The sequence below is a fragment of the Paenibacillus sp. FSL M7-0134 genome, assembly GCF_038007865.1.
GTDB classification, from domain to species: domain Bacteria; phylum Bacillota; class Bacilli; order Paenibacillales; family Paenibacillaceae; genus Paenibacillus; species Paenibacillus polymyxa_B.
In genome coordinates this window covers 2,804,519-2,818,532 of sequence record NZ_JBBOXV010000001.1, presented here as the reverse complement: position 1 = coordinate 2,818,532, position 14,014 = coordinate 2,804,519, and the positions used below count along the sequence as shown (strand labels likewise).

11 protein-coding genes are annotated in these 14,014 nt (G+C 46.6%); 3 read left to right on the top strand and 8 right to left on the bottom strand.

Going from position 1 to position 14,014, the window contains the following annotated elements; all coding sequences use genetic code 11:
- Nucleotides 1–17 precede the first annotated feature (17 nt).
- Nucleotides 18–3,041, top strand: a complete 3,024-nt coding sequence (locus NSQ58_RS12525) for a penicillin-binding protein 1A (protein ID WP_023989330.1) — start codon at nucleotides 18–20, stop codon at nucleotides 3,039–3,041.
- A 123-nt stretch (nucleotides 3,042–3,164) separates the two neighbouring features.
- Here the strand turns inward: NSQ58_RS12525 and acsA are convergent, their stop codons facing one another.
- On the bottom strand, nucleotides 3,165–4,880 hold the full coding sequence (acsA, locus tag NSQ58_RS12520; RefSeq protein ID WP_028540545.1) for an acetate--CoA ligase: 1,716 nt from the start codon (nucleotides 4,878–4,880) through the stop codon (nucleotides 3,165–3,167).
- A 246-nt stretch (nucleotides 4,881–5,126) separates the two neighbouring features.
- Here acsA and NSQ58_RS12515 point away from each other — a divergent pair, with 246 nt between their 5' ends.
- Complete coding sequence (locus NSQ58_RS12515; protein ID WP_028540544.1) at nucleotides 5,127–5,759, top strand: GNAT family N-acetyltransferase; 633 nt, start codon at nucleotides 5,127–5,129, stop codon at nucleotides 5,757–5,759.
- Between the two features lie 12 nt (nucleotides 5,760–5,771).
- Here NSQ58_RS12515 and NSQ58_RS12510 read toward each other — a convergent pair whose 3' ends face one another.
- From NSQ58_RS12510 to NSQ58_RS12495, 4 genes are all read right to left on the bottom strand, one after another.
- Nucleotides 5,772–6,470, bottom strand: a complete 699-nt coding sequence (locus NSQ58_RS12510) for a 5'-methylthioadenosine/adenosylhomocysteine nucleosidase (protein ID WP_341057543.1) — start codon at nucleotides 6,468–6,470, stop codon at nucleotides 5,772–5,774.
- Between the two features lie 114 nt (nucleotides 6,471–6,584).
- Nucleotides 6,585–7,592: a catabolite control protein A gene (gene ccpA / locus NSQ58_RS12505; RefSeq protein ID WP_023989333.1), complete on the bottom strand. Its 1,008-nt coding sequence runs from the start codon at nucleotides 7,590–7,592 to the stop codon at nucleotides 6,585–6,587.
- 107 nt (nucleotides 7,593–7,699) lie between these two features.
- Entirely contained in the window at nucleotides 7,700–8,041 is a 342-nt protein-coding gene (gene ytxJ, locus NSQ58_RS12500) for a bacillithiol system redox-active protein YtxJ (RefSeq protein ID WP_013310927.1), read from the bottom strand.
- A 101-nt stretch (nucleotides 8,042–8,142) separates the two neighbouring features.
- Nucleotides 8,143–8,589, bottom strand: coding sequence for a hypothetical protein (locus tag NSQ58_RS12495; RefSeq protein WP_023989334.1), 447 nt, complete (start codon nucleotides 8,587–8,589; stop codon nucleotides 8,143–8,145).
- A 338-nt stretch (nucleotides 8,590–8,927) separates the two neighbouring features.
- Here NSQ58_RS12495 and NSQ58_RS12490 point away from each other — a divergent pair, with 338 nt between their 5' ends.
- Complete coding sequence (locus tag NSQ58_RS12490) at nucleotides 8,928–9,464, top strand: type 1 glutamine amidotransferase domain-containing protein (RefSeq protein WP_053325723.1); 537 nt, start codon at nucleotides 8,928–8,930, stop codon at nucleotides 9,462–9,464.
- A 187-nt stretch (nucleotides 9,465–9,651) separates the two neighbouring features.
- Here the strand turns inward: NSQ58_RS12490 and ptsP are convergent, their stop codons facing one another.
- The 3 genes from ptsP to NSQ58_RS12475 all read right to left on the bottom strand — a co-directional run bounded on the left by ptsP (nucleotide 9,652) and on the right by NSQ58_RS12475 (nucleotide 14,012).
- Nucleotides 9,652–11,397 (bottom strand): phosphoenolpyruvate--protein phosphotransferase, encoded by a 1,746-nt coding sequence (ptsP, locus tag NSQ58_RS12485; protein ID WP_023989336.1) that lies wholly within the window; start codon nucleotides 11,395–11,397, stop codon nucleotides 9,652–9,654.
- Complete coding sequence (locus NSQ58_RS12480; protein ID WP_023989337.1) at nucleotides 11,394–13,277, bottom strand: glucose PTS transporter subunit IIA; 1,884 nt, start codon at nucleotides 13,275–13,277, stop codon at nucleotides 11,394–11,396. The genes ptsP and NSQ58_RS12480 overlap by 4 nt, the downstream gene beginning before the upstream one ends.
- Before the next feature lie 300 nt (nucleotides 13,278–13,577).
- The gene (locus NSQ58_RS12475; protein WP_013310932.1) at nucleotides 13,578–14,012 is read right to left on the bottom strand and encodes a CoA-binding protein; all 435 of its coding nucleotides are present in this window, start codon (nucleotides 14,010–14,012) and stop codon (nucleotides 13,578–13,580) included.
- Between the last annotated feature and the right edge of the window lie 2 nt (nucleotides 14,013–14,014).

The window sequence follows — 14,014 nt, the reverse complement described above, 5'->3', positions numbered from 1 at the left end:
TAAAGGAGGAAGACTTAATGGTTGAAGAAAAAAACAATGTATCAGCGCCAAAGCCTTCCCGCTTGAGGACAACCATGCGAAGGCTCGGCCGTGTCATAAAGTGGGTCATCATCATCGGTTTTATGGGGGCACTATTTGCAGGGGGGGCCGCCGCTGGCTATGTTGCTTCTATTGTAAAAAGCGAACCCGTGCGTTCCAGATCCATGATCCTACAGGAAGTAGATAAGAATGCAATTACAGGCTTCGCTTATTTCAATGATGGCTCTCCCATCGGACAACTTCGGACAGAAGAAGATCGAAGACCTGTCACGTTTAAGGAGATTCCACAACTCGTCATTGACGCAGTCATTGCCATTGAAGATAATCATTTTTATGAGCATAAAGGTGTCGATTTGTCGGGAACGCTGCGTGCTGTGAAGCAAAAGGCGCTGCATGAATCCGTACAAACCGGGGGTAGTACCCTCACCCAGCAGCTTGCGCGTCGTGTCTTTCTAAATCTCGATCGCACGGATGACCGCAAGGTCAAAGAAATTTTGCTGTCTCTGCGCCTTGAGCGCTTCCTGAGCAAGCAACAAATTATTACGGCCTATCTCAATAAAGTACCTTTTGGTAACGGTTCAAGCGGTTACAACGTCTTTGGCATTAAAGCAGCGGCCAAAGGTATTTTTAATGAGAATGATCTGAACGAGATTAATGTAGCCCAGGCCGCCTATCTGGCAGGTTTGCCACAGCTTCCTTCTTCTTATTCTGCTTACAACGGTAAGGGCGAGTTTAATGAAGCTGGCTTTAAAAGAGCCATCAACCGCCAGCACCTGGTGCTCAGTCGAATGCTGGAGGAGAACAAAATCAATAAAGCACAGTATGATGAAGCGATGGCTTTTGATATCAAAAAATCTCTCGCACCACGCACTGTTAAAGCTTATAACACCTATCCATACCTTATGATGGAAACAGAACGACAGGCTGCGCAGGCACTCATGTCTGTCACCAATCCGGGTCAAGCAGCTAATGCCAGTGCAGATGCCAAGACCAAGGACGATAACGATTTACTCAAAGAAGCTGAACAGCAGCTTCGCACAGGCGGTTATATGGTGTACACCACCATTGATAAGAGCGTCTACAAATCTATGCGTCAAATTGCAGAAAATAAAAACAACTTCTCTGCCACTAGTAAAACCAAGGGTGACGAACAAGCAGCGGCTATTCTGATTCAGCATAAAACAGGCGCCATTCTTGGAATGATGGAAGGTCGGGACTTCCAAAAGGAGCAGATGAATTATGCCACGCAGATGGTACGTCAGCCAGGTTCGGCAATGAAACCGATTGCTGCCTATCTCCCTGCATTGGACAGCGGTCTTGTGCAGCCTGGTAGTATCGTGGATGATGCCCCTATTATTTTGAAAGATGGCAGTAATGGATATCACATTCCGAAAAATGCTAACAACCGCTATCAAGGATTGGTTACGGCGCGTTATGCACTGAATCAATCGCTAAATACGATAGCACTCAAGCTGTTTAACGAAAAAGTAGGGATTAGCAATGCTTGGGCTTTTGCTAAAAAACTGGGTATCACCACCTTGGAATCCAGTGATAACAACGCCCAAACGGGTGTACTTGGCGGCTTGGCCCATGGGGTGACCGTCGAGGAACTCACGAATGCATATGGAGCCATTCCAAATGGCGGTGTGTTTAATGACGCCTATATGATCGAAAAGATTGTGGATTCGCAAGGCAATATTGTATATAAGCATCAGGCTAATCCTGTGCAGGCCTTCTCACCGCAAACCGCCTACCTGATGACAGATATGTTGCGTACAGCCGTGTCGGAAGGCACAGGCAGACTGGTGAAGCGGAACTTTGATCAATCCGGCAAGATTCCGATTGCCGGCAAGACAGGCACTACGCAATCCTACACTGATGTTTGGTTCGAGGGCTTTACACCTGACGTCACGCTGGGTGTATGGGTTGGTTACAAGCAGCCTGTCAATAAGCTTGAAACGAAAGTCCAAAAAGAGCGGGCTCGTCGCCTATGGGCTCTAATCATGAATGAAGTAACAGCTAAAGATGCTCAGCTGTTCCAAACGGACAGTTTCAAGAGACCTGACGGCATTGTAAGCCGTACAGCATCCGCGTATGGTTCGGACATTTATAACAGTAAGTATCCACCTAAAAACAGTGAAAATGGTGTGAGCCGTGCGAAATATATTACCTACCAAGGTGTGAATTATATTCCACGCGATGGTACACCGGATGATATGTTATATGAACGGACCGTTAGGAAACGGGAAAAGCCAATCTCAGAATTGATTAAAGAGCTTCAGCAAGCCTTTAAGGTGATGAGACGACATAATTCGTTGTCCTACTATCTGCCTCAGGATGCAGATAAGGAAGCTCCTACTCAGATTGATCCACGCAAGGACGATGGAGCAGCCCCTAACGCTCCATCTAGCATCAACGTAAGCTATAGTGACGGCAAAGCCATAATCAGCTTTAGCCCAAGCGGAAACAGCGACGTCGTAGGATACCGTCTGTATCGTTCTACAGATGGGGGCAGCTTCCAACGGCTTGGCAAGGTTGTTATGGCTGACGGCTCCAAGGTGTTCTCTGACAGCCCTGGGGGCAGCAGCTCCAGCTACTACGTGACCGCCGTTGATGTAGGCGGCCATGAGTCTGGGCCAAGCACGAAAGCAAGCGCAGCACCTGTGGTGCCACCTGCAGATTCTGAGTCTCCAGACGTTCCGGGCGAGGGAGATGGAACAGGTGCACAGCCTACAGAGGTTCCTACTGCCCCTGGACAGCCTCAAGCTAAAGCCGCTGGCTCATCCGTAGCGCTCCAATGGAGCGCAGGTAAGTCTGCGGACGCTATTACAGGCTATAACGTGTATTACAGCGAAAGCGGTGCGGAGCCTTTTACAAACATAGGCTCTACCGCATCTCCCAGCTTTGAATATAAGTCGGGGAAAAAGCCAAAAGGCTGGTTTCGTGTCACTTCCATGAATACCATAGGGGAATCGGCTCCTTCCGGAGCCGTCCGTCCATAACTGAAGACAAAAGCAGAAAGTGATAGGTTGGGTGAATATGAGATTCACCCTAACAAAAAGGGAGTCCCCTTAGCCATTAAGGCTTTGGAGACTCCCTTTTTTAATTCTAATATGCACAGCACTTCAATCCTCTATGGTAGATAAGTCACCTGTAGGAAGGTTAAGCTCCCAGGCTTTCAACACGCGCCTCATAATTTTACCGGAACGGGTTTTGGGTAGCTTTTCCTTAAACTCAATTTCGCGTGGAGCAGCATGAGCAGACAGCCCTTCCTTAACGAAGCGATAGATGTCCTGCTGTAAAGCTTCAGACGGTGCATAGCCTTCACGCAGTGCAACAAAAGCCTTGATAATCTCTCCCCGCACGGTATCTGGTTTTCCAATGACTCCGGCTTCCGCTACTGCAGGATGCTCCAGAAGCTTGCTCTCCACCTCAAAAGGGCCGATTCGCTCCCCGGAGGAGTTAATGACATCATCAATCCTACCCTGAAACCAGAAATATCCGTCCTCATCCATGTAAGCTGAATCACCCGATACATACCAACCGGGAAAGCGGAAATATTCCTGAAACTTGTTCGGATTGTTCCATATACGATTCATCATGGATGGCCATGGTGTACGGATCGCCAAGTGGCCCATCCGGTCAGGAGGCAACACCTGCCCTCTGTCATCCAAAATAGCAGCCTGAATACCTGGGAGTGGCTTTCCCATCGAACCCGGCTTAATTGGCAGCTCAGGGTAATTACAGATCAACTGTGCTCCTGTTTCCGTCATCCACCAAGTATCATGAATGCGCTGTGTATACACTTGCCATCCCCATCGCACCACTTCTGGATTCAGCGGTTCCCCAACGGATAATACATGCCGCAGACTGCTGAGATCATATTTGGAAACAACCTGCTCCCCTGCGCTCATCAGCATTCGAAACGCTGTAGGAGCACTATACCATATGGTCACTTCGTGACGCTCAATCGTGCGGTACCAGTCTTCCGGGCTGAAACGCCCCCCACGAATGACATTCGTCGCTCCATTTAGCCATGGAGCAAAAATACCGTATGATGTTCCCGTGACCCAGCCAGGATCAGCAGTACACCAATACACATCATCTTCCCGCAAATCCAGCACCATTTTGCCAGTATAGTAATGCTGAATCATCGCATTTTGCACATGATACACGCCTTTGGGCTTGCCTGTTGAGCCTGATGTATAGTGAATAATTAATCCATCTTCACGATTCAACCATTCTGGCTCAAGTTCCTCTGAGGACATAAGCATTTCTGTCTCGAAATCGATAATTCCCTGCTCACGTGCATCCATATCACCAACCACAAAAATATGTCGCAGCTCAGGAAGCTCCTCACGTTTTACCCGTGACAGAAGCGCAGGTGTGGTCACTAATGCCACCGCCCCACTATCCTCCAATCGATCCTTAACCGCAGTTTCCATAAACGCCTCAAATAATGGACCGACAACAGCTCCAACCTTTAGAACACCAAGTAAACTAATAACCAGCTCGGGTGAACGTGGCATGAAAATAAACACCCGCTCCCCTTTACCAATACCGTATTTCCGCAGCACATTTCCGAACCTGTTAGAACTAGCACGAAGCTGAGAGAAGGTGTAGGTTTCGTGACGGTTTGCGTCACAATACAATAGTGCCGCTTTCTCACCTCGTCCTTCCTGTACATGTCGATCAATGGCTTCATGTGCCATATTGACCTTGCCTGTTTCATACCACGTAAAATGACGCTCTGCATCCTCCCACTGAAAGTTGTTGTAAGCTTGTTCATACGGGCCCATGTTGGATGTGGGAACTACAGTCTGGAGTTCTTCAATCTTCATGCGTTAAGCCTCCTCACAATGGATTAATGAGAATCACACAGGACAAGATAACGCTTACAAAATCAATAAAGCAGATGAAGTCCTTTGGTGTACTGGTTGATTTAAGCACTTAATTGTGAACATTTTATGTCTAAAACAGTATATCATAGGTCAGGATGTGACGACCATCCTTTTCATTTAATTGTTTTTTTGCTATAAGTAGGGGATATGAGGAACGAGCTCATGGCGAACAAGGAGGGCGTACACATGCAGCATTTAAAACTGTACCACTTGGACACGCTGGATCATAACGGACAAACAATCTATGTAGAAGGCCCCGTATCCGCGGATCAACTGCGTTCATTTCAAATGCACAAGCAATTAGATGCCTTTCGCAAACCAAAGGAACAGTTCGACGCGTTGGTGGATATTTCAGAACTGCCAGAAGGCAGAATTATCATTGCCCACAACGGGGAAACCCTTCTGGGATATGTTACTTTTCATTACCCAGATGAGATGGAGCGCTGGTCGGAAGCTGGCATGAAGGATTTACTGGAACTTGGAGCTGTTGAGGTAGCCGATGACTATCGTGGTCTGGGCCTGGGTAGCCGAATGATTCGGATTGCCTTTGAGGACAGACAACTTGAATCCTATATTATTTTTACCACCGAATACTATTGGCATTGGGATTTAAAAGGCAGCGGTCTCTCCGTATGGGAATACCGCCGCATGATGGAACATCTGATGAAAACTGTAGATATGGTCTGGTACGCCACGGATGATCCTGAAATATGCTCACATCCTGCTAACTGTCTGATGGTACGAATGGGAAAGGATGTGCCCCTCGCATCACAGGAGCAGTTTGACCATATCCGGTTTGTCCGAAGATTCATGTATTAAAAAATTATACCCTTATCCCAAATGCTTGAGCATGAACTCCACAATACGATGCGAACGATGTGAAGCTTCTACCGTAAATTCAGCATAATTAACGTGAGCCGATCCATCAGCCTTATCTGACATAGATCGTAGGACAACATAAGGCACAGCGTTCATATGAGCTGTCTGAGCCACAGCTGCACCCTCCATTTCGGTACAAGCACCGTCCATTTCCTGATGCAATGCAGTCACTAACTCACGATTTGCAACAAATTGATCGCCAGAAAGTACCTTGCCGACAATATACCGATCGCCAAACGATTTGCAGGCTTGCTCAGCTAGACTTACAAGCTCGGGATCAGCTACAAACTCTGAGGTGTCCTGATAAGGAATGACCCCTCTGGCATAGCCCAAAGGCGTTACATCCATATCATGCTGCATACATGTTGATGAGATGACAATATCCCCAATGTTTAAATCGGGATGAACTGCCCCTGCCACTCCCGTAAATATAATCTGTTCTACACCAAAATGATCAATCAGGATTTGTGTTGTTACCGCAGCATTAACCTTGCCTACACCGGATTTGCAGACAACGACTCTTTGCCCGTGAATGATTCCTGTAGTGTACGTGATTCCAGTCTTGACCGTCTTGCTCGCTTCCGTCATCGCTGCCAGCAGCAATTCAATTTCTTCATCCATAGCACCGATTAATCCATAAAGTCGGCTCATTACGCATCCCTCTATTCTTGGTTTGATGATGATGTCAATAAGAAGCTTTATATCCGCGAAAAAAGCTCCATCAAAGGAGCTTTCATCGAAGGTATATCCTATTCAGCACTGCGTCTAGTCTAAATAATTAACTGACAACCGCAAAATAGTTTCATGCGGCAAAATAACGCGAGGGTTCTCCACGTTTTCCTTTTTCATCAGCTTGGTCAGCAAACGCATCGCTACCGCACCCAAATCGTACATCGGTTGCGCGACGGTTGTCAGCTGAGGACGAACCATAGAGGCCATACGAATATTGTCAACACTGATTACCGAAAAATCATCAGGAACTTTCAATCCCTCATCCTGAATACTGTGGATCGCACCAATTGCCATTTCATCCGTAGCAGCAAAAATCGCACTTGGCTTCTTCTTCAGGCCGAGAAAATATTTCATTGCTTCGACACCAGATTCATAACGGTAGTTCCCGATTCGCACGAGATCCTCCTGATAATCAATTCCGGCTGTTTCCAGTGCTCTCTTGTAACCTTGGAAACGCGCATAGCCGTTTGCAGGGTCTTGAAGCGTACCACTGATCATTGCGATTTGACGGTGTCCATGGCGGATCAACGTGTTTACTGCATCAAAAGCAGCGGCTTCATGGTCGATATCGACCGAAGGATAGCTTCCTTTTTCATCACTCGTTGCACATAGAACAATAGGGACCGCAGCTGTATGGAACGCCTGAATATGCTCGTCCGTTACTGTACCACCCATGAACAGAAGACCATCCACTTGCTTTTCAAGCAATGTGTTGATGACACGAATCTCTTTTTCTTTTCGCTTGTCGGCATTACACAAAATAATATTATAGTGATACATATTCGCTATATCCTCAATACCGCGCGCAATTTCTGCAAAAATTGAGTTCGATATATCCGGTATAACCACGCCGACGGTCGTTGTCTTCTTGCTGGCCAGACCTCTAGCGACCGCATTTGGGCGATATCCCAATTGTTCAATCGCTTCGTACACTTTCTTGCGGGTCTGAGGTTTCACATTAGGATTATTGTTAACTACGCGGGACACTGTGGCCATTGAGACACCAGCTTCGCGAGCTACATCATAGATCGTTACCGTCACATTCCTTCTCTCCATTGCCAATAAATTTTCAACCGAATCCTAGATCAACTAATTAGAACCATGATACGACAAAATACTACTTTATGCAACGACAGCACACATTCTATCTATGTGAGATGATCGTGGAGTGCACGGGCTGTAATATTCGAATGGGATGTATGCCAAACAGCCTCTCCGCCCTTGATTAAAATGGCCTGCGGGGATTCATGCTTCACCTGAAGCCTGTCCGCGGTTTCATTGGACACCGGCCGATCTTCTACTACATAAATGATACCGTATTCAATATTTTCGTTGGGAGCGCCATGCAAATAGGACTCCACTTCCTGATATGCGCCTGCACTTATCGGACAACGTGTGCTATGTTTAAAGAGAAGCAACGGCTTGTCTGATGACGCTTCCAGAGCCGTATTTAATTGTTGAACAGTAGTCATTTTTGTCATCGTCGCCATTGGATATACATTCCTTTCTGTGTCTTGTCGTATGGCCTATTCACATCGTAACAAAAAGAACATGTAAAATCCAATGGTGACCATGAAAATTTTCATATTTTTTAATTTTTTGTATTCGTAAATACCGATTCACTGGTAAAACCGGATAATTGAACCAATTTTTTCTCTACATCATTCATCCAATCTTCGTCTCCCAGACTTCTCGCATAGCGATAAAGATCCAGTAAGAGATTAATTCGAAGCTCCATGCGCTCCTCCAAAGCAGATTGCCAATCCACATTGGGATTGTCCGCTTCCTCCAATACAAGCTTGCGAATTATTTCTGCCAGTTCATTGTTGCGAGCAAAAGATATTCTCCGTGCCGTAGGTTTGCTCCCTAGACTTTGTAATAGTGCCTTAATGTCCTTCGTCACATGCTGCAAAACCTCACTGGAAAAGCATGACGAGCATGAGAATACAGGGACGTGCAAAATTTCAACCTTGCCCGCATAGATTACCTTTCGCAGTTCCAGTCCCATCGGTTTGCCACATTGACATTGCTTCTGCATTTAACCACCTCATTACGTAGGATCAAACTATACGAGGATCTCATCAGAATCCAAATATATCTATCTACTAGTCTAATAAATAATTGTTAACTCCATTAAATCTATCATACCTTGTTTTATTTCGACTTTGGGACCTCAAATCCTTCCACTGATTGCAGCTATGAACAAATTACCAAAGCTTTGGCGGGTCAGAAAATGACGACAATTGCTGTCAAAGAGCAGACTACTAACATAAGAATCTGCGAAGGAATGGACTTCGAGCGTTCTTTTTCTTAAGATGTAAAAGTACAGATTACAAAACAGAGGTGTCATCATGTGACGCACGAAAGGATGGTTGGATGTCAAGACTTGCCGGAAAAAAGGTTATCGCCCTGGTGGATGAGGAATTCGAGGATCTGGAGCTGTGGTATCCGATTTACCGTGTTCGTGAAGAAGGCGCAGAAGTGCATTTAGCCGGTGCGGAAAAAGGTAAAAAATATATTGGAAAATATGGCGTACCTGCTGAAGCGGAATATGCCTTTGAGGAACTGAATAGCAGTGATTATGACGGGATTCTCGTCCCTGGCGGTTGGGCACCTGATAAACTGCGCCGCTATCCCAAGGTAATTCAACTCGTACAGGAGTTTCATGCTGCTCATAAGCCGATTGGACAAATCTGCCATGCAGGCTGGGTACTGATTTCTGCTAAAATTTTGGATGGTGTTACGGTAACCTCCACACCAGGTATTCGTGATGATATGGAGAATGCAGGAGCTATTTGGAAGGATGAGGCAGTTGTGACGGACGGACATATTGTATCTGCTCGTCGGCCGCCTGATCTTCCACCTTACGGAAAAGCGTTCTGCGATTTGTTAGCAGATAACACCCAGAAATAAGAGATTAAGTTAATTTTCCGTAATCTCAAGAGGCTGTCAACAAGATGAAAAAAAGAACCTTCAAAACCATGAATAAGTGGTTTTGAAGGTTCTTTTTCGTCCAAGCCGTGCTACGCCATTAAGGTTTGCTACGACAAGCTCAACAGTACGGGGTGTTGGCTGTGCAAAGCTTTGCGGACATTATATATTACTGCCGTCCAGGCCCGGCCGGAGTGCAGCTGACATTAGCTGCAGTCAGCTTGTCTTCGATCGCTGCACCAGTGGACATGCCAAAGCAAACCTGAGCGACTGTCGTTGCCTCAGATGCAGTCGTATTCAGCACACGATGCTTGACCCGCAATAACGATTGGGGAGACATGCTGAGTTGGTGTATCCCCAGTTCCAGCCAAAGAGGAACGGAACGTTCATCTCCAGCCATCTCACCACATACACTTACATCAATTCCTGCTTGATGTGCCGCTTGTGCAGTCATGCGCAGCATTCGAAGTACAGCTGGATGGTATGGATGGTACATATGTGCAATCTGCTCATTCATACGATCTACAGCCAGCACATACTGAACCAGATCATTCGTTCCGATACTAAAAAAATCTGTTTCAGCTGCCAATAGATCAGCGATCATCGCTGCAGCCGGTACCTCAATCATAATTCCTCGCTGAATGTTCGGATTATAGGCAAGCCCTCTTGCATCCAAATCCGCCATAGCCTCCTTCAAAAGAGCATCTGCCTGGCGGACCTCCTCCACGGATGAGATCATCGGATACATTACCTTGATATTTCCCGTTGCACTGGCTCTTAAAATTGCAGTCAACTGGGTTTTAAACAATTCCTTCCAATCCAGACTGATCCGTATAGCACGGTAACCTAGAAAAGGATTTTCTTCCTCTGGTAGTTGAAGATAGTCCAACGGCTTATCTCCACCGATATCCAATGTACGGATGACTACAGAGTGGTTTCCTGCCTTTTCTGCTATCAGCCGATATACTTCATACTGCTCCTCTTCATCTGGAGCAGATTTGCGATCCATGTATAAAAACTCCGTGCGGAACAGTCCCACACCTTGAGCGCCATGCTTCAAAGCTGCCTCCAGCTCTTTAATCGAACTAATATTGGCCGCCAGCCTCAGGGTGGTTCCATCCTTGGTCACGGCATCTACAGAAGCAAGTACCTGAAGCTGCTCTTTTCTGCGTCGCTGCTCGTCACGCAAAATTTTATAATGATCAGTTACCGTTTTTTCCGGATTCACATAAACTTTGCCCAGGTCTCCGTCCACAACCATCATATCTCCCGTTTGAACGGGCAAATTCAGATTGCTCTCCAGTCCTGAAACGAGTGGAATACCAAGTGCGCGGGCCATGATCGCAGAATGTGATGTTTTACCACCATTCATAGTTACAATCCCTAAAACATAGCTAGGATTCAAGTGTGCCGATTGGGAGGGTGAGAGCTCCTTGGCTACCAGAATATAGGGCTGTGTATCCTTGGGAAGAGTCACTTCCGGTGCACCCAGCAAATGCTTGAGCAGCCGGTTTCCCACATCTTTGATATCGATTGCCCGCTCCTTCATATATTCATCATCCAGTAAATCAAACATTGTTACAAAATGATCAATGGCTTCCTTCACGGCCACCTCAGCCGCCTTATACTGACGCTCAATAATTCCGCGAATTTCATTCATGAATTCTGGATCTTCCAATATCGCAAGATGAGCATCAAAAATGCTGGATTCCTCCGGCCCCACCATCTCTCGAAACTCATCCTTAATAAACTGGATCTCACTTTTGGATGTGCGTATCCCTTCATACAACCGTTCAAATTCCTTTGCAAGATCTACCGCATCCATTTTTTGATCAGGTAAATCCCACTCCCAGCTCGGCAGGACAAATGCCTTCCCGATTGCCACACCTGCTGCGGCGCCGATGCCTTCTATCATGTTTCTACCCCTCCAACATTCCTGTCATGCAGCACAACGGACATTACCGAGGCCTGACCTTTTTTCACTGTTTTAAACGGAGCAAAGCTCCACGACTTGACGCGATCCGGATTCGTGATGACCATAGGAGTCACCAGTGATGGAGCTTGCTCTCGCAGCGCCTGCAAATCAAATTTGATCAGCAATTGCCCCGGTTCCACCGTATCGCCTGCTTCTACCATAGCAGTAAAATTTCCTTTTAGCTGTGAAGTATCAATCCCTATGTGGAGCAGAACCTCAAGTCCCTCTCGTGTGGAGATGCCTAAAGCGTGCATAGTCGGATACAAGTGCATCACAGTACCATACACTGGAGACACAAGTTCACCACGTTCAGGAACAAAAGCAACACCGTCCCCGACCAGCTTCGTCGCAAAAATTTTGTCAGGCACTTCATGAATCGGGAGCATTTTTCCATGTACAGGAGCGTTGAACAAAATTTGAGGGAGATCACGCTCCATCAGCTTCGCGATTTCCTCACGAATCAGTTCTGAATACGTTCCGAATACAACCTGCAAGTTACCTCCACCCAGATTGATAAGCCCGGCCGATCCCAAAGCCTTCATCGCTCCGGTATCGATCAGTCTGTCATTGTGGACGGTCAGCCGCAAACGTGTGATGCAGGCCTCCACCTGCACAATATTTTCCTTCCCGCCAAGTGCTTCCAAAATAAGCGGAGCACTATAAGGAATATTGCCGGCCCAATCCTCCAGAACCGAACCTTCCTCGCGCCCAGGAGTTGGAATACGGAACCGCCGGATAGCCCATCGAAACAATACATAATACACAAGCCCGTATGCCACTCCCACTGGAATTAACAACCAGGCGTTATGTGAGAGATGAAAATTAAGGACATAATCTATAAAACCCGCCGAATAGGAAAATCCGTGATGAATATCCAGCTCAAAGGTAAGCCACATGGCCAGCCCAGACATAACCGCATGAACGAGGAACAAATAAGGTGCTGCAAACAAAAAGGCGAACTCGATCTGTTCCGACACTCCGGTAAAAAAGCAGACAAGCGCAGCCGTCAAAAATGTTTTTTGCACCTTTGGCTTCAAATCTTCACGCGCTTCCTGAATGATCGCCAGCGCAATGGCAGGGATCGCAAACATCATAATGGGGAACAACCCGGACATGAAATAGCCCGCTGTCGGATCGCCAGCAAAAAACCGGGGTAAATCTCCCTGCACAACGTTGCCAGACGGCGTTTTATATGTACCCAGTTGAAACCAAAAAATATTATTAAGCAGATGGTGCAGACCAAAGGCCGCCAGCAACCGATATAGAATACCGTAGATAAACAGTCCAAAGCCGCCCAAGCTCGATTCCAGACCTACTATAAATTGCAGCCCTCTCTGTATGAGTGGGGCAATAATTAGCATGAGTCCTGCAAACACAGCCGAGAAGAGGCCAATAAGCAGCAGAACAAATCGGGTACCCCCAAAAAACTGAAGCACCTCGGGCAATTTGATGCTTTTGAAGCGATTATAAGCCACCCCTGAAATGACCCCCAAAATGATACCAATGAGCGTCGCCGGTTGAATGAGTCCGTTTCCAAATCTCAATGTGACCTGATCATATATAGCCATACCAGCTAATGCTGCCAGTCCCGCCTGACCTGCCTGATTCGACATCCCCAGTGCAACACCAACCGCAAATAAATATGGCAAAAAATAAAAAATCCCATGTCCCGCCGCATTTGCCATATCAGACACCATAGGGAATCCCCATGTGGACCAAGGAAGGCTGCCGAGACTTAGCAATATTGCAGCGGCTGGTAGCACCATCGTCGGGAGCATGACAGCACGACCGAGCTGTTGTAAGGATCCGAGCCAATTCATGGCATTCCTCTCCTTTCTATCCCTGATGGTAAGCCGAATAAATACTTTTGTCAAAGCAATGATTCCATCTGCCAAAATATTTATTTACGCTTCTACAGGTCAAAAAACTTTATCACCACAACAGATAACACTATGAATCCGTCTAGACCATTTTCATCATCAGGCATACATACATTATATGGATTGCTAAAAGTATAATATACTTTACCATATTCCTCATTTCGCACCAAAAACCTTCAACCCTGTGAAGCAAGGGAAGAAGGTTTTCATGTGCGTATAGCACGGGTCACTGATCCTTGTTTATCCTTTACGTACAGCCTGGGTCACTGAGTCCTCCACCTTAATGCAACGATCCATAATAACCGTCATTCCATGCTCCTGCGCAATGTCAGCGGCTTCCTGGCTTATAATCCCCTGTTGAAGCCACAAAATCTTAGCTCCAATAGCTGCTGCTTCACGCGCAACCTCTGCACAGTATTCACTGCGGCGGAATACATTGACCAGCTCCACAGGCTCAGGTACTTCAGCAAGACTGGCATAACAAGTCTCCCCAAGAATCGTTTGCCCTGCCGCCGCAGGGTTAACCGGAATAATCCGGTATCCCCGCTTCTGCATGGCATAAGAAACCATATAAGAGGTTCGATCTGATTTATCAGACAAACCAACAACCGCAATATTGCCTACTTGTTCCAAAATGGTTTTAATCTCTTCTCTCGACGGATTTTCAAAAGCCATCC

Coding starts and splice junctions, on each gene's coding strand:
- NSQ58_RS12515 (WP_028540544.1), top strand. CDS start 5,127: ATGCAGCATTTAAAACTGTACCACTTGGACACGCTGGATCATAACGGA.
- NSQ58_RS12490 (WP_053325723.1), top strand. CDS start 8,928: ATGTCAAGACTTGCCGGAAAAAAGGTTATCGCCCTGGTGGATGAGGAA.
- NSQ58_RS12510 (WP_341057543.1), bottom strand. CDS start 6,470: ATGAGCCGACTTTATGGATTAATCGGTGCTATGGATGAAGAAATTGAA.
- NSQ58_RS12525 (WP_023989330.1), top strand. CDS start 18: ATGGTTGAAGAAAAAAACAATGTATCAGCGCCAAAGCCTTCCCGCTTG.
- NSQ58_RS12475 (WP_013310932.1), bottom strand. CDS start 14,012: ATGGCTTTTGAAAATCCGTCGAGAGAAGAGATTAAAACCATTTTGGAA.
- NSQ58_RS12495 (WP_023989334.1), bottom strand. CDS start 8,589: ATGCAGAAGCAATGTCAATGTGGCAAACCGATGGGACTGGAACTGCGA.
- ptsP (WP_023989336.1), bottom strand. CDS start 11,397: ATGATAGAAGGCATCGGCGCCGCAGCAGGTGTGGCAATCGGGAAGGCA.
- ytxJ (WP_013310927.1), bottom strand. CDS start 8,041: ATGGCGACGATGACAAAAATGACTACTGTTCAACAATTAAATACGGCT.
- acsA (WP_028540545.1), bottom strand. CDS start 4,880: ATGAAGATTGAAGAACTCCAGACTGTAGTTCCCACATCCAACATGGGC.
- NSQ58_RS12480 (WP_023989337.1), bottom strand. CDS start 13,277: ATGAATTGGCTCGGATCCTTACAACAGCTCGGTCGTGCTGTCATGCTC.